At 39.2% G+C, this 21,505-nt stretch carries 17 protein-coding genes; 12 read left to right on the top strand and 5 right to left on the bottom strand.

From position 1 onward, the window contains the following. The first annotated feature begins 12 nt into the window (after positions 1–12). Positions 13–489: a protein-export chaperone SecB gene (secB, locus tag T429_RS0103435; protein ID WP_005774437.1), complete on the top strand. Its 477-nt coding sequence runs from the start codon at positions 13–15 to the stop codon at positions 487–489. 69 nt (positions 490–558) lie between these two features. On the opposite strand, the gene T429_RS0103430 is transcribed toward secB, so the two are convergent. After that, positions 559–2,859, bottom strand: a complete 2,301-nt coding sequence (locus T429_RS0103430) for an NADP-dependent malic enzyme (RefSeq protein ID WP_026500865.1) — start codon at positions 2,857–2,859, stop codon at positions 559–561. A gap of 197 nt (positions 2,860–3,056) precedes the next feature. On the opposite strand from T429_RS0103430, the gene mutS reads away from it, so the two are divergent. Continuing rightward, on the top strand, positions 3,057–5,789 hold the full coding sequence (gene mutS, locus T429_RS0103425; RefSeq protein ID WP_005774435.1) for a DNA mismatch repair protein MutS: 2,733 nt from the start codon (positions 3,057–3,059) through the stop codon (positions 5,787–5,789). A 339-nt stretch (positions 5,790–6,128) separates the two neighbouring features. Here mutS and ilvD read toward each other — a convergent pair whose 3' ends face one another. From ilvD to T429_RS0103410, 3 genes are all read right to left on the bottom strand, one after another. Next, the gene (ilvD, locus tag T429_RS0103420; protein ID WP_005774434.1) at positions 6,129–7,967 is read right to left on the bottom strand and encodes a dihydroxy-acid dehydratase; all 1,839 of its coding nucleotides are present in this window, start codon (positions 7,965–7,967) and stop codon (positions 6,129–6,131) included. A gap of 589 nt (positions 7,968–8,556) precedes the next feature. Further along, positions 8,557–8,808 carry a BQ00720 family protein gene (locus T429_RS0103415; protein WP_005774433.1) on the bottom strand — a complete coding sequence of 84 codons (252 nt, stop codon included), beginning with the start codon at positions 8,806–8,808 and terminating at the stop codon, positions 8,557–8,559. A 26-nt stretch (positions 8,809–8,834) separates the two neighbouring features. Then, a complete protein-coding gene (locus tag T429_RS0103410; protein ID WP_005774431.1) occupies positions 8,835–9,266 on the bottom strand; it encodes an Hsp20 family protein in 432 nt (143 codons plus the stop codon). Between the two features lie 120 nt (positions 9,267–9,386). Between T429_RS0103410 and nth the strand changes: the two genes are divergently transcribed. From nth to T429_RS0103355, 10 genes are all read left to right on the top strand, one after another. After that, complete coding sequence (nth, locus tag T429_RS0103405; protein ID WP_005774430.1) at positions 9,387–10,148, top strand: endonuclease III; 762 nt, start codon at positions 9,387–9,389, stop codon at positions 10,146–10,148. A 156-nt stretch (positions 10,149–10,304) separates the two neighbouring features. After that, positions 10,305–10,508: a 50S ribosomal protein L35 gene (rpmI, locus tag T429_RS0103400; RefSeq protein WP_005774429.1), complete on the top strand. Its 204-nt coding sequence runs from the start codon at positions 10,305–10,307 to the stop codon at positions 10,506–10,508. A 33-nt stretch (positions 10,509–10,541) separates the two neighbouring features. Next, positions 10,542–10,943, top strand: coding sequence for a 50S ribosomal protein L20 (gene rplT / locus T429_RS0103395; protein WP_005774428.1), 402 nt, complete (start codon positions 10,542–10,544; stop codon positions 10,941–10,943). A gap of 93 nt (positions 10,944–11,036) precedes the next feature. After that, on the top strand, positions 11,037–12,119 hold the full coding sequence (gene pheS / locus T429_RS0103390) for a phenylalanine--tRNA ligase subunit alpha (RefSeq protein ID WP_005774427.1): 1,083 nt from the start codon (positions 11,037–11,039) through the stop codon (positions 12,117–12,119). A gap of 31 nt (positions 12,120–12,150) precedes the next feature. Further along, positions 12,151–14,565, top strand: coding sequence for a phenylalanine--tRNA ligase subunit beta (pheT, locus tag T429_RS0103385; RefSeq protein WP_005774426.1), 2,415 nt, complete (start codon positions 12,151–12,153; stop codon positions 14,563–14,565). An 833-nt stretch (positions 14,566–15,398) separates the two neighbouring features. Continuing rightward, positions 15,399–16,307 carry a metal ABC transporter substrate-binding protein gene (locus T429_RS0103375; RefSeq protein WP_005774423.1) on the top strand — a complete coding sequence of 303 codons (909 nt, stop codon included), beginning with the start codon at positions 15,399–15,401 and terminating at the stop codon, positions 16,305–16,307. Next, a complete protein-coding gene (locus tag T429_RS0103370) occupies positions 16,304–17,134 on the top strand; it encodes a manganese/iron ABC transporter ATP-binding protein (protein WP_005774422.1) in 831 nt (276 codons plus the stop codon). Before T429_RS0103375 ends, T429_RS0103370 begins: the two co-directional genes overlap by 4 nt. Beyond that, positions 17,131–17,997 carry a metal ABC transporter permease gene (locus T429_RS0103365; protein ID WP_005774421.1) on the top strand — a complete coding sequence of 289 codons (867 nt, stop codon included), beginning with the start codon at positions 17,131–17,133 and terminating at the stop codon, positions 17,995–17,997. The genes T429_RS0103370 and T429_RS0103365 overlap by 4 nt, the downstream gene beginning before the upstream one ends. Further along, positions 17,994–18,899 carry a metal ABC transporter permease gene (locus tag T429_RS0103360; RefSeq protein ID WP_005774420.1) on the top strand — a complete coding sequence of 302 codons (906 nt, stop codon included), beginning with the start codon at positions 17,994–17,996 and terminating at the stop codon, positions 18,897–18,899. The genes T429_RS0103365 and T429_RS0103360 overlap by 4 nt, the downstream gene beginning before the upstream one ends. Before the next feature lie 424 nt (positions 18,900–19,323). Next, the gene (locus T429_RS0103355) at positions 19,324–19,710 is read left to right on the top strand and encodes a YbaN family protein (protein WP_026500863.1); all 387 of its coding nucleotides are present in this window, start codon (positions 19,324–19,326) and stop codon (positions 19,708–19,710) included. Between the two features lie 455 nt (positions 19,711–20,165). Here T429_RS0103355 and pncB read toward each other — a convergent pair whose 3' ends face one another. After that, positions 20,166–21,470 (bottom strand): nicotinate phosphoribosyltransferase, encoded by a 1,305-nt coding sequence (pncB, locus tag T429_RS0103350; RefSeq protein WP_005774975.1) that lies wholly within the window; start codon positions 21,468–21,470, stop codon positions 20,166–20,168. Positions 21,471–21,505: the final 35 nt, after the last annotated feature.

Below are 21,505 nucleotides of genomic sequence, written 5' to 3'. Positions count from 1 at the left end.
GAGGTTCGTCGTATGGCCGAAGGTGAAATGAACAATAGTGGTGGAGAACCAGTTTTTGCTGTATTAACGCAATATTTGAAAGATTTATCATTCGAAAACCCAAGTGCTCCTCATTCATTGCGTGCGCGTGAAAAATCACCACAAATTGATATCAACATTAATGTTAATGCTAACCCAATTGGTGATGACAATTATGATGTCGTTTTATCTCTCTCCGTCAAAGCCAATGATGACACTGAAACCTTATTTCATGTAGAACTGATTTATGGGGGTGTTTTTCACCTTAAAAACATTCCGCAAGAACATGTTATGCCACTGGTCTTTATTGAATGTCCCCGTCTTTTATTTCCATTTGCTCGCCAAATTATATCTGATGCTACTCAAAATGGTGGTTTTCCACCTTTGTGGATTGATCCTATTGATTTTGCAGCCCTCTTCCAAAAGCGTCTCGCTGAAGAACAAAAAGACAATCAAATACAGCCCTCTTAAAAATTTATTCTTTTGCTATCTATCATAAAACCCTTTAATATATACTGATATATTAAAGGGGTTTTTCCTTTAGACGACTTTTGCCGCATGATAAGCTGCAAGCATTGCAATATTGACAACATCTGTATCGCTTCCACTAAACGGTACAATTTGAACAGATTTTTCCAATCCAATTAAAATAGGACCGATGATGGTTGCTTCTCCAAGTTCTTGTAACATTTTACTTGCAATAGAAGATGCGTGATAGCCAGGCATAACCAAAATATTAGCGGGCTCTGTTAATCCCATAAATGGATATTGCTGCATCAATTTGGAATTAAGCGCTACATCAGCACTCATTTCTCCATCAAACTCAAAATCAACTTTGCGTTCATGCAAAATATTAATCGCATCCTGAATTTGCTGTGTAACCTTCCCTTTCATATAACCAAACGTAGAAAACGCTAAAAATGCAACTCTTGGCTGATATCCAAATCCACGCACAAACGAAGCGGTCTGTTCCGCTATATCCGCTAGTTCTTCGGCATTTGGATTTTCATAAACAGCAGTATCCGCAATAAAAACAGTTCGTCCACGACAAATAGCCATTGAAATACCAATCAATCGTTCTTTTGGTTTTTCATCAATTGCCCGACGGATATCAACCAACGCTGTTTCATAATTGCGTGTCACCCCTGTAACCATTGCATCCGCATCTCCTAGTGCCACCATACACGCAGCAAAATAATTTCGATCATTATTGATACGGCGATGACAATCGCGCAACAGCCAACCTTGACGCTGCATCTTTTTATAAAGATAATTCGCATAAGCATCTGTACGACAAGAAAGCTTGGCATTTATAATTGAGATACCTTCACGCTCCAGATCAATTCCAGCGATAACAGCCGTTTCTCTTACTTGCTCTTGACGACCAACCAAAATCGCTTGTCCTAATTTTTGATGAACATAAGAAACAGCAGCCCGTATGACTTGCTCTTCTTCACCTTCTGCAAAAACAATTTGTTTTGGCGTTTGACGGACATGGTTATACACTCCACGCATCACTGAAGAAGTAGGATTACGCCTCGCATTCAAATCACGCTCATAGGCCTCTAAATCATCTATGTTCTTTTGCGCAACACCGCTTTCCATTGCTGCTTTTGCTACCGCACTTGAAACAACCGTCAACAAACGCGGATCAAAAGGAACAGGAATGATATAATTAGGACCAAATTTTAATCGCTTTCCACGATAGGCTTCTGCAACGCTGTCAGGAACTTCCTCATGCGCTAAATTAGCAAGGGCCCTTGCCGCAGCAATCTTCATATCCTCATTAATAACCGTTGCACGTACATCAAGTGCACCACGAAATATATAAGGAAAACAGAGAACATTATTAATCTGATTTGGATAATCGGAACGCCCTGTTGCGACAATGGCATCCTGACGCACTTGCATAACCTCTTCCGGCGTAATTTCTGGATCAGGATTGGCCATAGCAAAAATAATTGGCTGCGGCGCCATAGATTTTACCATTTCAGGAGTCAGTGCACCTTTAGCAGAAACCCCGAAAAATATATCTGCCCCTTCCATTGCTTCCATAAGCGTACGTTTGTCCGTTCGAACAGCATGCGCCGATTTCCACTGATTCATGCCCTCTTTACGACCTTCATAAACCACACCTTTGGTATCACAGAGGATGATATTTTCAGAGCGAAAGCCCATCGCTTTAATCAGTTCAATACAAGCAATCCCAGCAGAACCAGCACCATTACAGACTAACCGCGTATTTTGCATATCGCGTCCTGTTAAAGCCAAAGCATTGAGAACACCAGCAGCAACAATGATTGCTGTACCATGTTGATCATCATGAAAAACAGGAATATTCATCACTTCGCGTAGGCGACTTTCAATCATAAAGCATTCAGGCGCCTTAATGTCCTCAAGATTAATTCCACCAAAAGAGGGTTCTAAATGACGCACCAAATTGATAAAATTTTCCGTATCGTTGATATTAATTTCTAAATCAATGGAATCAATATCCGCAAAACGCTTAAACAGCACCGCTTTGCCTTCCATAACCGGCTTAGAGGCAAGAGCACCTAAGTTGCCTAACCCTAAGATAGCGGTTCCATTTGAAATAACAGCAACAAGATTGCCTTTTGCTGTATAATCATAAGCAAGCGCTGGATTTTGAGCAATTGCCTTAACGGGAACCGCAACACCTGGTGAATAAGCAAGGGCTAAATCATGCTGTGTTGCCATAGACTTTGTTGCAACAATCTCAAGCTTTCCTGGTCGGCCACGACTATGAAAATCAAGAGCTTCTCGTTCGCTCGCACTGTAAACCGTTTGAGACATTTTCTGATCCTGATCGCTCTTTTTCATCTCACTTTATTTTCTCCAAAAACAGTGTAAATTTTGCTTGATAATGCTTATAGTCATTCAATTTGATTCATATGTTAGAAATCGCTATTCTTTGCCTTAGCAAATCTGATGATACGTTTCAATTTAGAGATAAATAAATGTCGAAGTAAACAAAAAAGAGTAAAAGCTTCACTGATAAGGGAACAGGCCACGTAAAAATGGATAAAAAAAACGATCATAAAAATAATTTAATTCCACAGCCTGCTTCCTCTCAAGAACGTCTTACACCAATGATGGAGCAATACATAGAAATCAAAGCCGTCCATCATGATTCTCTTCTTTTTTACCGAATGGGGGATTTTTATGAACTCTTTTTTAATGATGCAATTGAAGCTGCTCAGGCTTTAGGAATCACTCTCACAGCACGTGGAAAACATTTAGGGCAAGATATTCCTATGTGCGGTGTTCCCGTTCATGCTGCAGATGATTATTTACAAAAATTGATTGCTTGTGGGTATCGCGTTGCTGTTTGTGAACAAACAGAAGATCCTGCTGAGGCAAAAAAACGCGGCTCAAAATCTGTTGTTCGGCGTGATGTTGTTCGCCTTGTAACCCCTGGAACAATAACAGAAGAAAAACTCCTTGATCCAACACGCGCAAATTATTTGATGACACTTTCTCGTATAAAAACCAGTGATGGAGAAGAATTTGCCCTTTCTTGGATTGATATCTCAACAGGCATATTTCGTGTAACTGAAAGCCGCCAAGAAAAACTTTTGGCCGATATTATGCGTGTCGATCCACAAGAAATCATTGTTGCTGATTCCTTTTTTCATGATCAATCGCACAAATCACTTTTTAATGTTCTTGATCGTATCGTTTCACCTCAACCGGCGTGTCTTTTTGATACCCTCACTGCTGAACGCGATATTTGCACTTATTTTAAACTTTCAACGCTTGAAGGTGTTGCCGATTATTCACGCTGTGAACTCTCTGCCATCATAGCTGCTATTCGTTATATCGAAAAAACACAAATCACACATCGTCCTCCCCTCATGCAACCTGAGCGCCAAAATGAAAGCGCTACCCTTTTTATTGATGCTGCAACCAGACTAAGCCTTGAGCTTATTCGAACAACATCAGGTCAACGGGATGGAAGCTTATTAAAAGCTATTGATCGCACTGTAACAGGAGGAGGCTCTCGCCTTCTCATTGATCGCCTTATTGCTCCTCTTACCACCCCTTCTGCTATTGACACGCGTTTAGATTCTATCGATTTTTTTCTCCGTAATCCTTCTCTTGCAGAAGCGATAAAGCTCACTTTAAAAGGAGGACCAGATATGCCGCGGGCTGTTTCACGTTTGGCTCTTGGACGAGGAGGTCCCCGTGATATGGCAACGATTCAACGTGGCTTTGAAATCATTCATGAAATTCATCTGCTTCTTAATCATGAGCTCCTACCTCAAGAAATAAGTGATATAAAACAGGTGTTTTCAAATCTCCCCGTTGCTTTACATTGCCATTTAGACCAAGCATTGGCTGATGATCTGCCTCTGCTTAAACGTGATGGTGGTTTTGTTCGTTCCAATTATCATCAAGAGCTCGATGAAATGCGTGCCTTACGCGATGAATCACGCCGTGTCATTGCTGGACTTCAAGCGCAATATGCTCAAGAAACAGATATTAAGACGCTCAAAATAAAGCATAATAATATTCTAGGCTATTTCATTGAAGTCACCAATATACAAGCATCTGCCCTTACAAATAATCCACAAGCCAAAGCACGTTTTATTCATCGGCAAACAATGGCAAATGCGATGCGTTTTACGACAACAGAACTTGCTGATCTTGAAAGCCGTATTGCCCATGCTGCAAACCACGCCTTGACACTTGAACTGGAGATCTTTGATACGCTTGTTCAAGAAATTATCGAACACGTTGATTTTATCCGTAAAGCCGCTGAAGCCCTTGCTATTTTAGATGTTTCTGTCGCTTTAGCGCATCTAGCTGAAGAACAAGGATATTGCCGCCCTAAAATTGATCATTCACTAACCTTTCATATCACCGCAGGTCGCCATCCTGTTGTTGAGCAAGCACTCCGCAAACAAGCAGCCGAGCCCTTTGTTGCCAATCATTGTGATCTCTCTGTGCAAGAAAATCAGCAATATGCGGCAATTTGGCTTTTAACAGGACCTAATATGGGAGGAAAATCAACTTTTTTGCGGCAAAATGCACTTATTGCTATTATGGCACAAATGGGATCCTTTGTTCCAGCAACTTCAGCGCATATTGGCGTTGTTGATCGTCTGTTTAGTCGTGTTGGGGCTTCCGATGATCTTGCTCGGGGGCGCTCAACCTTTATGATGGAAATGGTTGAAACAGCAACGATTCTCAATCATGCAAGTCACCATTCTCTTGTTATTCTTGATGAAATAGGACGTGGAACATCAACCTTTGATGGGCTTTCCATTGCTTGGGCAGCCGTTGAATACCTCCATGAAGTTAACCATTGTCGTGCTATTCTCGCTACCCATTTTCATGAAATGACTGCTCTTACCGAAAAACTTGACAGACTGCATAATGTAACCATGAAAGTTAAAAATTGGAATGGTGATGTGGTTTTTCTCCATGAAGTGACACCAGGAGCCGCTGACCGATCTTACGGTGTACAAGTTGCAAAGCTTGCTGGGCTTCCTCCAGCTGTTATTACACGAGCGACAGATGTCCTCCATCAATTAGAACAAGGTGAAATGGCGGAAAAAGGACATAAACTCATTGATGATTTACCGCTCTTTTCACTTAAAGCAACCTCTCACCTCAACGAAAAAAGCAACAAACACGATGTCCTTCACGAAGCTTTAAAAAATATTCATCCCGATGAGCTCTCTCCTAAACAAGCTTTAGAAGCAATTTATCACCTCAAACAACTGGAAAAAAATAATCTTTTATAGGCCAACACTGTATTTTTTCTTGATTGTTCTCATGCATATTAGATTTTGCACACTATTATCAGCGTTTTCATGTAAAATCTGTTAAAAAGCATTAAACGCATATAAAGAAAGCAAGTATATAGATATTTCCTCAAACCAATTGTTTATTTTCCTGTAAAATCTAACAATCATAGCACTGTATTTTTACTTCTCTCTCAAAAACCTTATGTACCCTATACTCCCTAGTTTAAAATATTTTTCCAGAGCAAGGTAAAATAATCAGCTTGGAATATTAGAAAAAAGACTTACTCAATCTCTTATCACGCCGTTCATTTTCCCTAAACCGAACCTTTAACGTAATCATATGCTACGAACCGCACCCTTTGCAGCAGATGTCGTCATTGCAGCATAGGCTTTAAGAGCCTTTGAAACTTTGCGCTGGCGCTTCTCAACCGGCTGCCAAGCATCTTTTCCTTTTGCTTCCATCTTAGCACGACGCTTCTTCATCTCAGCATCATCAACCAACATATGAATACTACGGTTTGGAATGTCAATTTCTATGATATCCCCTTCTTCCACCAACGCAATTTCTCCTCCTTCAGCCGCTTCTGGTGAAACATGTCCTATCGAAAGCCCTGAGCTTCCCCCTGAAAAACGTCCATCTGTCACAAGTGCACAGACCTTACCCAATCCTTTAGACTTAAGATAACTGGTTGGATAAAGCATTTCTTGCATTCCAGGCCCCCCACGTGGTCCTTCATAACGGATTAAAACAATTTCACCTGATTTAATTCTATCATTTAAGATTGCTGAAACCGCTGAATCTTGGCTTTCAAAAATTCTTGCTGGACCTTTAAAAGTTAAAATTGATTGATCAACACCTGCTGTTTTTACAATACAGCCATCTTTAGCAATATTTCCATAAAGAACTGCCAATCCTCCATCTTGTGAATAGGCATGTTCCCTATTGCGAATCACACCTTTTTCACGATCAAGATCAAGAGTCTCATAGCGACAAGATTGGCTAAAAGCTGTCTGTGTTGGAATCCCCCCTGGAGCAGCACGATAAAATGCACAAACTGTTGATTCATTGGTTTGTTTTACATCCCAATGATCAAGAGCTTCTTTCATGGTTTTTGCGTGAACCGTATAAACTGAGGTATCAATGAGTCCCGCCGCATCCAATTCGCCTAAAAGCCCCATAATACCACCCGCGCGATGAACATCTTCCATATGGACATTTGCAACAGCAGGAGCAACCTTGCATAAAACTGGAACACGACGTGAAAGGTGATCAATATCCGTCATGGTAAAATCCACCTCACCTTCTTGCGCCGCAGCTAAAAGGTGCAGTACCGTATTGGTTGATCCTCCCATGGCAATATCAACGGTCATAGCATTTTCAAAAGCCCTGCGTGAGGCAATAGAGCGTGGCAAAACTGTTTCATCATTTCTTTCATAATAACGCTTGACCAATGCAATAATCTGCCTTCCAGCTTCTTCAAAAAGCATCCGTCGATCTGCATGCGTTGCGAGCACTGATCCATTTCCGGGAAGCGAAAGCCCTAAGGCTTCTGTTAAGCAATTCATGGAATTGGCCGTAAACATTCCTGAACAAGAACCACATGTAGGACAAGCAGCACGCTCCATTTCAGCAACTTCTTCTTCTGAGTTCTGTTCTGAAGCGGCGGCGACCATAGCATCAACCAAATCAACCCTTAAATCTTGATCTTTCCATTTAATCTTACCGGCTTCCATAGGACCGCCTGAAACAAAGATTGTTGGAATATTTAACCGTAAAGCAGCCATTAACATTCCAGGTGTAATTTTGTCACAATTAGAAATGCAGACAAGAGCATCCGCACAATGGGCGTTGACCATATACTCTACAGAATCAGCAATGATTTCACGTGAGGGTAAAGAATAGAGCATTCCATCGTGTCCCATGGCAATTCCATCATCGACAGCAATGGTGTTAAACTCTTTTGCTACACCACCGGAAATGGCTATCTGGTGTGCAACCAATTGTCCAAGATCTTTTAAATGGACGTGCCCTGGTACAAATTGTGTAAAAGAATTTGCAATCGCAATAATGGGTTTACCGAAATCCGCATCTTTCATCCCTGTTGCACGCCAAAGACCGCGAGCTCCCGCCATATTACGCCCGTGTGTCGATATTCTTGAACGGTAAGAAGGCATTATTTTTCCCCTCAAATAATTTCATTTTGCTTGTTGTGCTGTAACTTCACTATAAAAACAAGAGCTTTAATATTCAAAAAAGAAAAATACCTTGTACTGAAGCATTTGAAGCACAAAATTAGAAGCCCTGCATAAACTTCCTCATAAAGACACAAAGCTTTTATTTTTCTATGACCTGTTAATCAACATCTAATCCCAGCATAAATGCATGTTTGAAACAAGTGTCAAAACGGTTCAACGCAGCACAAATTCTTCCAGACTTTTATATGCTAGATTTAGCGCGTATATTGGCATCTATCTGTTTGCGTAACTTCTGGTATCAGAGAACAACCTAATGGGTGAAGAATATGAAGGCCTAATGGTAAAACTTACCATATCCTTACACTTTAAGCTTTATGACTTTTAAAAGCCTCCATAGTGATATTCCAAATCAAACCGGTGAATGGTATCAAAGCCCCATAAATGAATACACTTATAGAGAACCACTCCCTTTACACTTATTCTAAAGAGAAATACAGCTCAATACCCTTAATTGAGAAAAAACGGATAGAATTTAAAAGAGCTTAAGTTTTTTCTCGTAAAGCGCAATCTAGTGTAGAGTGACAATTTGGAGTTCGTGCTCATTGGCTCCAGCAAGAGCAATAGAGCGCTCATCGGATAAAATGATCGGATAACCTGTTTCACCAAAAAGCGCCCATATGGTAATGCCTGGAGTCATGGGAGGAAGATCTGGAAAGTTTTTAGCCAGATCATCTGTACAAACCTTTTTTAAATAAGCAATCTGTCCCGCATCAGAGTAGGACGTATTCTGAAACGATAAGCTTTGTTTATGTTCTCCCATTTCACTGTTCCTTTACGCCTTAACTTTTATGACTCACCATTACTGACTTTAATTGGAATCTGTTTTATTTCTTTTTTTAGTTTTTGTTGATACAGATTAATTGATAAAAGACCATTTTTCAACTCGGCATTTGTAACATTCATCCCTTCCGCAAGAACAAAGGTCCGCTGGAACTGCCGCGCCGCTATACCGCGATATAAATATTGATGATTTTGATTGTCTGTTTGTTTACCATGAATAACTAATTGATTATCATCGAGCAAAATATTAAGATGATTAATCTTAAATCCAGCAACAGCTAAAGTTATCCGGATATGATTTGCATCATCGTTTTTATGTAAACGTTCAATATTATAGGCTGGGTAAGCCTCATCAGCTTTACCGATACGTTGTAATATTTTTTCTACGGTTTCAAATCCTAAAAGAAAAGGATTGGAGAAAGATGTCACATGTGTCATTCATGAGTATCCTCTTTAAAGCGGCTTGACTTAACCAAACCCTATATAAAGTGTTCGCTGCATTCTTCTCATATGGCGAGCGTAAATGATAACTTCAAGAGAGAAGATTAAGAGAGTTCCATGGCTCAAAGTAACATAAAAATACCTCGAAATACCATAAAATTATCAAAAGTGCGAAATTTATCTGGTATATTATATAATAAAGATGAAATTGCAGAAATATTTCGCCGTTTTTCTGTGCAACGCCCGACACCTAAGAGTGATCTTAACTATATAAACACTTTTACACTATTGATTGCCGTTGTTCTTTCAGCTCAAGCGACAGATGTAAGCGTTAATAAAGCGACAAAAGAACTCTTTCGCCTTGCGGATCAACCGGAAAAAATGGTTGCATTAGGAGAAGAAGAAATAGCACATCATATCCGTTCAATTGGTCTTTGGCGTGCAAAAGCACGCAATGTTTATGCACTTTGCAACTGTTTAATGGAGCAATATGGTGGTCAAGTCCCTGATACCCGTGAAGCACTTATGGCCCTTCCAGGCGTGGGGCGCAAAACAGCTAATGTCGTTTTGAATGTTGCTTTCGGTCAACCTACCTTGGCGGTCGATACACATATTTTTCGCTTAAGCAATCGTCTTGGTTTGGCACCTGGCAAAACACCAGAGATTGTTGAGAAAAAATTATTAAAAATTATACCGATTCATTATCTTCGTCATGCGCATCATTGGCTAATTTTGCATGGGCGTTACATCTGCCAAGCACGTAAAGCACAATGTAGGCAATGTATTATTGCGGATCTCTGTAAAGCCGCAAGCAAAACAAATGCTATTCCGGCACCTTTGGTTGAAATTCAAGGCAATGGAGCGCCAATTTTTTTGTAATATGCTCTTGCTATTTTGTGTATACTAGCTTATGAGAACACCTCTGGAGAACCGCCCGGCAGGGCATGCCGTGGCTGTTTAAATGCTTATTCAAGTGTTGGTCCGCTTGAATGGATAATATATTCGATTGAATTAATTAATGTATGGAGTAGCAAAATGCCCAAGATGAAGACCAAATCATCCGCTAAAAAGCGGTTTAAAATCACTGCGTCAGGCAAAATTAAAGTAGCAGCCGCCGGTAAACGCCACGGCATGATTAAGCGTTCGAATAAATTTATTCGCGATGCACGTGGAACAATGGTTTTGTGTGAACAAGATGCTAAAAAAGTTATTCAGCATTATTTGCCGAATGGTCATTAAACCTTGCGCTTTTGATTTTGAGGAGATTATAACATGGCACGTGTGAAAAGAGGTGTGACAGCACACGCTAAGCACAAAAAAGTTCTTAAACAAGCGGAAGGCTTTTACGGTCGGCGTAAAAATACCATTCGTGCTGCTAAGGCAGCCGTTGATCGTTCAAAGCAATATGCTTATCGTGATCGCAAAAATAGAAAGCGTACTTTCCGCGCTTTGTGGATTCAGAGAATTAATGCGGCTGTTCGTGCAGAAGGTTTAACGTATGGACGTTTTATTGATGGCTTATCAAAAGCCGGTATTGAAGTTGATCGTAAAGTTCTTTCAGATATAGCAATCTATGAGGCAGAAGCATTTTCTGCTTTAGTTGCTTCGGCAAAAAAAGCTTTAGAATATCTAAAAGACACAACGCCCAATGCTTTTGAAAGCGCTGTCAAGTAAGCCAGTCGTGTTCTCTTAAAGCATTCATTTATTCGAGGTCCCGTACTGGCTATTGCGAGTGCGGGTTTTTTTTATTAAAAAATAGGCAAAAATATGAACGATATTGAGCGTCTGGAACAAGAAATTTGTTTAGCCTTAGAAGCTGCAGGTGATGAACAGGCACTTGAAACAGTGCGTATTGCAGCATTGGGTAAAAAAGGCAGCATCTCTGAAAAATTAAAAGCATTAGGAAAGATGGAGGCGAGCGAGCGCCAAAAAGTTGGCCCCGTTCTTAATGGATTAAAAAATCGCATTTTAGAATTATGGACGCAAAAGCGTGATCTTCTCAAAAGACAAGAAATGAATGCCCGTCTTTCTCGTGAAACGGTTGATGTTACCTTGCCTGTTCGTTCTTCGCCTATGGAACGGGGGCGTATTCACCCTATTTCACAGGTGATTGAAGAAATTATCGCCATTTATACAAAATTGGGTTTTTCACTTGCAGAAGGACCAGATATTGAAACAGATTATTATAATTTTACGGCATTGAACTTTCCTGAAGGGCATCCAGCACGTGAAATGCATGATACCTTCTTTTTTAATGTTGATAAAATGGGAGAACGCAAATTATTGCGGACCCATACCTCGCCTGTACAAATTCGCACACTAGAAAAACAAAAAGCACCGATACGGATCATTATTCCTGGGAAAACATATCGTATGGATTCAGATGCAACGCATTCGCCCATGTTTCATCAGGTCGAAGGTCTTGTCATTGATAAAACCTCTACCATCGCCCATATGATGTGGCTGCATGAAACTTTTTGTAAAGAGTTTTTTGAAGTTGCTTCAGTAAAAATGCGTTTTCGTCCCTCTTTTTTCCCTTTTACTGAACCATCTATGGAAGTGGATATTCAATGTGATCGTTCTGGTTCAGAAGTAAAGTTTGGTGAAGGACAGGATTGGTTGGAAATTTTAGGATGTGGAATGGTGCATCCTCATGTGTTGAAAAATGTTGGTTTAGATCCCGATGAATATCAAGGCTTTGCATGGGGAATGGGTATTGATCGTATTGCCATGTTGAAATACGGCATGCCTGATTTACGCGCTTTTTTTGATGCTGATCTGCGTTGGCTAGACCATTATGGCTTTCGCTGCTTTGATATGCCTGCTTTTTTTCCTAATAGAAATGTGTGATCTTATCATCGCTTTCATGTGAGGTTTAAAAATGAAATTTACTTTGTCGTGGTTAAAAGATCACTTAGAGACAGATGCGTCTTTGGATGAAATTTGTGAGAAACTCACAGCGATCGGTCTTGAGGTTGACCATGTTGATGATCGTTCTTCTTTAAAAGGTTTTGTGATTGCGAAAATTTTAACGGCAGTAAAACATCCTGATGCAGACAAACTCCAGATTTTATCCGTAGATACAGGTTCTGGTACACCTGTTCAAGTTGTCTGTGGAGCACCAAATGCACGTGCAGGACTTGTTGGTGTTCTTGCGTTACCCAGTACTTACATTCCAGGACTCGATGTGACATTATCTGTAGGAAAAATCCGTGGTGTTGAAAGTTTTGGGATGATGTGTTCATGGGGTGAGCTTGAATTATCAGGTGAACATGATGGGATTATCGAACTTCCAGAAGATGCACCTATTGGGGGGGAATTTGCAGCTTATGCTGGTTTAGATGATCCGATCATTGATATTGGTTTGACTCCCAATCGCTCTGATTGCACAGGTGTTCGTGGCATGGCCCGTGATCTTGCCGCTGCTGGAATCGGGCAATTAAAAGAATTGTCTTTACCAAAATTTGAAGCTTCCTTTGACACACCCCTCGATGTTTCATTCGATTTTTCACAAGCTTCATCGTTATGCTTAGGTTTTGCTTGGCGTGAAGTGCGTAATGTTCAAAATGGTCCATCACCACAGTGGATGCAACAACGTTTGAATGCAATTGGTTTAAGACCGATTAATGCGCTTGTTGACATGACCAATTACATCAGTTTTGACCTTGGTCGTCCGCTCCATGTTTTTGATGCTGACAAAATTAAAGGGAATTTGTATGTTCGTTGTGCGTATGAAGGAGAACAACTTCAAGCACTTAATGGAAAAATCTATCATTTGAGTGTTCAGGATTGTGTTATTGCCGATGAAGAAGGTGTTGTTTCGATTGCCGGTATCATGGGTGGTGAGAAAACAAGCTGTGATGAAACAACACGGCGTGTTATTATTGAATCGGCGCTTTGGGATGCCCAAAGCATCGCACAAACAGGGCGAACATTAGGACTTATCAGTGATGCACGTTATCGGTTCGAACGGGGTGTTGATCCGGCTTTTATGGAAACAGGGCTTGAGATTGCAACAGAATTTGTTTTACGTCTTTGTGGTGGTGAAATATCCAAGGCAAAAATTATTGGCTATCAGCAACAAGAAACCAAACAAATCGCTTTTCCTTTTTCTGAAATTAAACGTTTGACACATTTGGAAATAGAGCCAGCAAAAGTCATCTCTATTTTAACGAAACTTGGATTTTGCGTTGAGGGAAAAGGAGATGTCGTTACAGTAAAAGTACCATCATGGCGCCCTGATATTATGGGTAAAGCCGATTTGGTGGAAGAAGTCATGAGGATTTATGGGTTAGATAAAATTAAACCTATTCCTTTGGAAAACTTCGTAAAAGGAAAAGATCAAGTTTTAACATGCGCACAAATTCGTTCACGCGCTACCCGTTTGGCTTTGACCCATCGCGGCATGAAAGAAGCGGTAACATGGTCTTTTATCTCCGAAAATCAAGCTCTGGCTTTTGGGGGAGGTCAAGCAGAGCTTAAATTGGTCAATCCTATTGCCGCTGATATGTCAGTGATGCGTCCTTCTCTTTTACCTGGTTTGCTTATGGCAGCACAGAGAAATGCTGATCGTGGTTTTTCTGATCTTGCTTTGTTTGAAGTTTCCAGCATTTATGAAGGTGATACCCCTGATAAACAACGACGTGTTGTAAGTGGAATTCGTCGTGGCACAGAGAAATTTGAAGGGGCTGGGCGTTTTTGGAATGGAAATGCAACAGCTGTTGATGTTTTTGATGCCAAAGCAGATGCTTTAGCCGTTTTAGAAGCATGCGATATAGATGTTGGAAAAGTACAGATTGAAGTTGGAGCCCCTGATTGGTATCATCCAGGTCGTTCAGGTGTCATAAAACTTGGTCCGAAAATTATTCTTGGTTTTTTTGGTGTTCTTCATCCAGCGACCTTAGAAAAATTAGATATCAGTGGTCCTTTATGCGGCTTTGAAATTTTTCTAGATCAAATTCCAGAACCAAAGAAAAAAACAACGAAAAGCCGTCCTCCTTTGAAATTATCACCGTTTCAAATGGTGCGGCGTGATTTTGCATTTATCGTTGAAAAAACGGTTGCTTCTTCTCTTATTGTTCGTGCTGCTCAGGGAGCCGATAAAAAACTTATTCATTCCGTACAGGTTTTTGATCTTTTTGAAGATCAGAGCCTTGGTGAAGATAAAAAATCTGTTGCCATTGAAATTGTTATTCAACCGATTGAACGCACTTTGACAGATAAAGACCTAGAAGAAATTGCTGCAAAAGTAATAGAAAATGTCGCTAAAACGACAGGTGCTTGTCTTCGTCATTGAGTATTTTCAAATGACTTTTATAAAAACAGGAGCATTTTATGAGTGCTCCTTTATTTTTTAAAGGTTCGCAGTCTATGGAATTTTTTGAAAGACAGCTTTACGATAATTCATTCATTGATAATTTTTATCTTAAATGAGAATCCTCAATATTATGAGACTTATCATTTCAAATCCTCTTCGAATGAATCAAAATCTTTTATTCTTCTACATTAAAGTGGAGCAGTTGTTTAGAAACTATAAATAAAGAAATAAAAATGCTTCTTACAAAGGCTCTCAAATGCCAAACTCTGTCTCAATATGGGGAATTAATCGTGCAACAATGGAATTGAAAAAATAAAATAATGATACCACATTTTGTAAAATCAATGATGAAGCTCATCCCCTCTGGACGCTGTATCTTTCAGCTCAAGCCCGTAAAATAAATATAAGGTGTTTTGTAAAAAAAATTCGCATGAATAACATAATAAGTCTCTGTTTTGAGCGTTCTGTTTTTTTATGAGAGATGTGTTATCATTGGAATGAGATCTTGATTCAGCAGCAACAGAAAAGTCACAGGCTCTATGAGATAAAAAGTGCTATAAAACACAAGCGTACCAGAAACGAATGAGAAAGATGTCTTAGCTTTTTAGTTAAATGCTTTGCAAAACAACAAAGCAATTTTTCTTTAAAACCATTCGCTTTCTTCAAGGTAAATTTTCAGGACGATAAAAAATTATTTTTAAAGAACTTGAAAAGTTAATTTTTGTAAAAATCCTTCATTGCAAATGCAAAAAATAACTGTTATTGCTAAATGATAATGCAAATCATTCGCAATAAAAATAAAGAGAAATTTAATGAATATAAAAAAAATTTTTACTCTAATTTTGGGAAGTTTTATTTTTCTTACTCCCAATTTAGCGGTATGTGCTAGTAAATTTAAAGCTGTTACAACATTCACCATTATTGCCGATATGGCACGAAATGTAGCTGGTGATGCTGCTGATGTTGAATCAATCACAAAACCAGGTGCTGAAATTCACGAATATCAACCCACCCCTCGTGATCTCATGCGTGCACAAGGCGCAAATCTTATTCTATGGAATGGGTTAGAGCTAGAACTTTGGTTTGAAAAGTTTTTTCAAAATATCAAGGACGTTCCAAGTGTCGTTGTCTCAAAAGGCGTTGTACCCATTACAATTGGTGAGGGCCCCTTTAGTGGCAAACCGAATCCTCATGCATGGATGTCACCGACCTCTGCTTTGATTTATGTTGATAATATTCGCGATGCCTTTGTAAAATATGATCCTGAACATGCTGCTATTTATAAAGAAAATGCTGAAATTTATAAGCAGAAGATTCGCGCCACCATTGATCCAATTAGAACTGAATTGGCAGCAGTTCCTCAAGATAAACGTTGGCTTGTAACCAGCGAGGGTGCATTTAGCTATTTAGCACGTGATTTTGATCTAAAAGAACTTTATTTATGGCCCATTAATGCGGATCAGCAAGGAACCCCGCAGCAAGTTAAGCATGTTATTGATATGGTTCGAAAATACAATATTCATGCCGTTTTTTCTGAGAGCACAATTTCTCCAGCCCCTGCAAAACAAGTCGCAAGAGAAACAGGAGCTAAATACGGTGGTGTTCTCTATGTTGATTCTCTCAGTGAGAAAAATGGTGAGGTCCCCACTTATATTGATTTATTACGCGTCACGAGTGGACGTATTAGCAAAGCCTTATTAGAGGGAGTAAAAAGCCAATGACGGACAGTGGAATATTCGCCCAAGGGGTAACGGTAACTTATCGTAATGGACATACAGCTTTACGCGAAGTAAACTTTGAAAGTCCAAAGGGTTCTATTACAGCATTGGTTGGCGTTAATGGTTCCGGTAAATCAACATTATTTAAAGCGATTATGGGGTTTGTACGCCCCTCAAAGGGAAAAATTCGCATGTTTGATTTGCCCGTTGATGTCGCTTTGAAAAAAAACCTTATTGCTTATGTTCCTCAAAGTGAAGATGTGGATTGGAATTTTCCTGTTCTGGTTGAAGATGTAGTCTTGATGGGGCGCTATGGTCATATGAATTTCTTTCGCTATGCCAGAACACGAGATTATGAAGCTGTTCGTGTTGCCTTGGAACGCGTCGATATGTTGCCTTTTGCCAAGCGCCAGATTGGAGAACTTTCTGGTGGACAGAAAAAGCGCGTTTTTCTAGCGCGTGCTTTGGCACAAAAAGCAAAAGCTATTTTATTAGATGAACCGTTTACAGGAGTTGATGTTACAACAGAAGATAAAATCATTGCTTTGTTACAAGATCTGCGTAAAGAAGGAGCCGTAATCTTGGTCTCTACCCATAATTTAGGCTCTGTTCCGGAATTTTGTGATCATACGGTTTTAATAAAAGGAACTGTTTTAGCTTCTGGGTTAACAGAAAAAATCTTCACAAAGGAAAATCTGGAGAAAACTTTTGGAGGATCTTTGCACCACCATATTTTCGATCTTCAAGGCACTAAAAAAAATAATGTTTTCATGGGAAGAAAACAGCCTGCAGTTTGTGAAAATATTGAAAAAGTGGAGCACGTTGCATGATTTCTTTTTTGCTTGAACCACTGAGCTATCAATATATGATAAATGCAATGTGGGTTTCTGGATTAGTGGGTTGCGTTTGTGCCTTCCTTTCGGCTTTTTTGATGTTAAAAGGTTGGTCATTAATTGGGGATGCGCTATCCCATTCGATTGTTCCTGGTGTCGCAGGAGCTTACCTTTTAGGGTTACCTTTTTCACTTGGCGCTTTTTTTTCTGGTGGTCTTGCTGCAGCAGCTATGCTGTTTTTTAATCAACGGACAAAACTCAAAGAAGATACCATTATTGGTCTCATTTTTTCTTCTTTTTTTGCTTTTGGATTATTTCTCAAATCATTAAAACCAATGGCTGTTAATATTGATACAATTGTTTTAGGAAATATTTTAGCCGTAAGTTCATCAGATATTATACAATTAGCTTTTATTGGTTTTTTCTCTTTGTCCATATTGCTTTTGAAATGGAAAGATCTTCTTGTTTCTTTATTTGATGAAACACACGCACGTGCCATTGGATTGAACGTAAAGTTTTTAAAGATTCTCTTTTTTACACTGCTGGCTGCTTGTACTGTTGCTGCTATGCAAACGGTTGGCGCATTTTTGGTTATTTGTTTGGTAGTCACGCCTGGGGCAACAGCTTATCTTTTAAGTGATCGTTTTGTGAATATCTTGGTTATTGCAGTTATAATTGGAACATTCACAAGTGTATTAGGTGTTTATGTGAGCTATTTTTTGAATGCACAAACGGGCGGTGTTGTCGTGCTTTTTCAAGCATTCTTATTTATGTTAGCTTTTATTTTTGCTCCTAAACACGGGTATATTGCTGCGCGTTTACGGATAAATGCAGCAAAAAAAGGTCTGATGTTATCATGATTGATCAATTACTACTTCCTTTTCAATTTTCTTTTATGCTGAAAGGCATGCTTATTGTTATGATCCTTTCTATTCCAATGGCAATGCTTTCTTGTTTTCTTATTTTGAAAGGATGGGCCCTGTTAGGAGATGCCATTTCCCATGCCGTTTTTCCAGGTGTTGTTGTTGGTTATATGACAACACCGTGGGTGATAGCTTTTTTAGCTTCTTTGCCATTTGCTTGGTTCCAGCATATGCGTCCAGAGAATATTACAATGACTTTGATTACTTGCGGTGCTTTTGTTGCGGGTATGGTTTGTGCACTTACAACAGGTTTTTTGGGAAGCAATAGTCGTATCAAACAGGATACAGTGATGGGTGTTGTTTTTTCATCCATGTTTGGTTTAGGACTTGTTTTGGCAACATCTATCTATAGTAGCCTAGATTTAAATCATATTCTATTTGGTAACCTGTTGGGTGTTAATTGGCTTGATATTACCCAGACAGCAATCATTTCTGCCATTGTTACTTTTATTTTAGGCGCAAAATGGCGCGATTTTATGCTGTATATTTTTGATTCAGTACAAGGTCGTGCAATGGGATTGCGAATACCACTGCTCCATTATACCCTTCTCACAATGATTTCTCTTACAATTGTTGCAGCTTTGAAAGCAGTTGGAATTGTGCTTGTGATTTCTTTACTTATAGCGCCAGGAGCAATTGCTTATCTTGTAACAAAACGGTTTTCTTTTATGTTAATGATCGCAATACTTGTTGCAGCTCTTTCTGGTTTTTTAGGGATTTATCTCAGCTTATTTATCGGCTCTGATTCTGCTTCCACAATTGTGTTGATCTTAACGTTGATTTTTATTGCCATTTTCATGATGATTTTCTTTCGTCGAAATACAGTTCAAGAAACTTGATGGTGATAAAATTCATGCATATCAGCCATGCATTTTTATATATTGTTTCTCATGCTTATTTTAATTACATGTCGAGTCGCTAGGTTATTTTTCCTCCTAATGTCTAGCAAATGAATGCAGTATGTATTCTCCCCCCCCCAACACTGCATTCTTAATTAAGAGGCTGCATTGATTTATTCTGCAGCCTTTTTATTTTTTTACTTTTCTAAAATCTCTTCTTATTTCTTGAAACCATTTAAAATGATTATCATATTGCAGAGCTATTTAGTATCTTGAAGGAACTTATGAAAGTCAAAGACACTTACACATAGAAATGGTGGAAAGGGGAAATGGTGGAGAGGAATTATCCATTCAAATACATGAACAGTGAAACAGATACTATTTTTTGTGTAAAGTTTTACGTGGAGGAAAATAATACGAGAGAATGAAGAAATATTTCAAGATATCACATCCTTTACGCCTCTGCTACTCTATAGCAGGTTGGGTAATGGTTATATTAGGCATTATCGGTGTGGTATTACCTATTATGCCGACGATGCCTTTTTTGTTGATTGCCTCATGGTGTTTTACACGTTCTTCTCCACGTTTTCATCAGTGGCTGAATAATCATCGTATTTTCGGTCCCCCTCTTAAACAATGGGAAGAAAGAAGAGCTATCTCTCCATTTGTTAAAATTTTTGCAGTAATAAGTATGACAGGGGGGGGATTATCCTTTTTCGTGATGGTACACCCTCCTTTATGGATTTTTTTACTCGTTGCCGTTATATTATTGTTGATTGCTGTTTATATCGTGACACGTCCATCTTCATAATGACATAAAAAACTTTATGAGATGCTCTTTTTGACTTATTTGTTAGAATGATGAGAGAATCTTTCCCCTTAAGTTTTATTAGATATAACATCTCCCTATTCAAAATACATATGAAATAACAAGCTTTTTTAAAAGCAAAGAAAATTATGTACACCCCCCTTAAAGCTCTTAAAAAGTTACTTTGTAAAAGATGATAAATTACATTCATTAAAAGGCTTTATTTTTGTAAAGCATGTAAATTTCGCTAAACTTTCTTGGCATGTTAAGCCTTTTTAAGTGCCTCGTGCATATTTTTGTTTATCGAACCTTATGTAAGTAAATTGCCTATGTGAAAAGCCAGGCGGAATCCGCTCGACAAGAAACCGAACGATTTACAGACCTGCAAGGATTAAGAAAAAGGTTAGCTTTATAGAACTAATAGGATGAGTCAATATATTTGTTTAAAGAGACCAAAACTACATCTTGACAGGTCTAGAAACGCGCTGTTTATTGCTAAAAAAATTGAGATAACGTTGTATTTCTTTTGAATCACCGATCGTCTTCTCAGGATTATCTGAAAGTTTTACGGCTGGTCGACCATTGGCATGAGTCACCTTACAAACAAGGGAAAGAGCATCAAGGGTTGCGATTTCTTGAGGGGCACAACCTGTAAAGTCATTGGTAAGATCAGTGCCCCATCCAAAACTCATGCGCACTTTTCCATGGAAATGATGATAGGCTTTTTCAATTGTATCGACATCAAGTGCATCAGAAAAAATTAAAAGTTTTTCACGTGGATCTTGTCCTTTTTCTTTCCACCATTGAATAATACGTTCTCCACCTTCAATAGGGGGTGCACTATCCGGTCTAAAGCCCGTCCAATCTGCTACCCAATCTGGGGCATCGCATAAAAATGCTTCTGTACCAAAGGTATCAGGTAAAACAATGAGAAGATTTCCACCATAATAACGGTTCCAATCTTGCAAAACTTGATACGGAGCTCTGCGTAATTCATCATCGTTGTTGCTGAGAGCAGCAATGACCATAGGCAATTCATGCGCATTGGTTCCAAGAGCCTCTAAATCTGTATCCATGGCGAGAAGGACATTAGAAGTTCCTGTAAAAGAATCACCAATGCCTTCTTTTAAAGCTTCTACACACCAACGCTGCCATAAAAAAGAATGGCGACGCCGTGTCCCAAAGTCAGATATTTTAATATCAGGCAATTTTTTAAGACGTTCAACTTTACTCCACATTTTTGCTTTAGCACGTGCATAAAGTACATCAAGAGCAAAGCGATCCAGTTTTTTCATAGCAGCACGTGAGCGTAATTCACTGACGATAGCAAGAGCTGGGATTTCCCACATGGAGCTATGAGCCCATGAACCATGAAAATGCAGAATATATTGGCTATCTTTGCGGGTTAATTCATATTCTGGGAGTTGAAAATTCTCAAGCCACTGAAGAAAATTCGGTTCAAAAATTTGTTTGCGTCCATAAAATGTATTACCAGCAAGCCAGATCATTTCTTTTTTTGTAAAGCGCAAACTAAGAGCGTGATCAAGTTGGGCACGCAATTCACCCTCATCAATATCATCGGCGAGACGTATTGTTTTAGAACGATTTATGAGGGAAAAAGTAACATTAACAGTGGGATAAAGCCCCCAAATCATCTGCACCATAAGAAGTTTATAAAAATCCGTATCAAGAAGTGAACGAATAATAGGATCAAGCTTCCAAGTATGATCGTAAACACGTTTGGCAATATCCGGATGATTCATAATCCTCTTTCTTTCGGTTTCATAGAATTTAAAAT

The organism is Bartonella elizabethae F9251 = ATCC 49927 (assembly GCF_000518165.1).
Taxonomy (GTDB): domain Bacteria; phylum Pseudomonadota; class Alphaproteobacteria; order Rhizobiales; family Rhizobiaceae; genus Bartonella; species Bartonella elizabethae.
The sequence above is the reverse complement of the archived record's forward strand: the minus strand, read 5'-3'. Positions and strand labels throughout refer to the sequence as shown.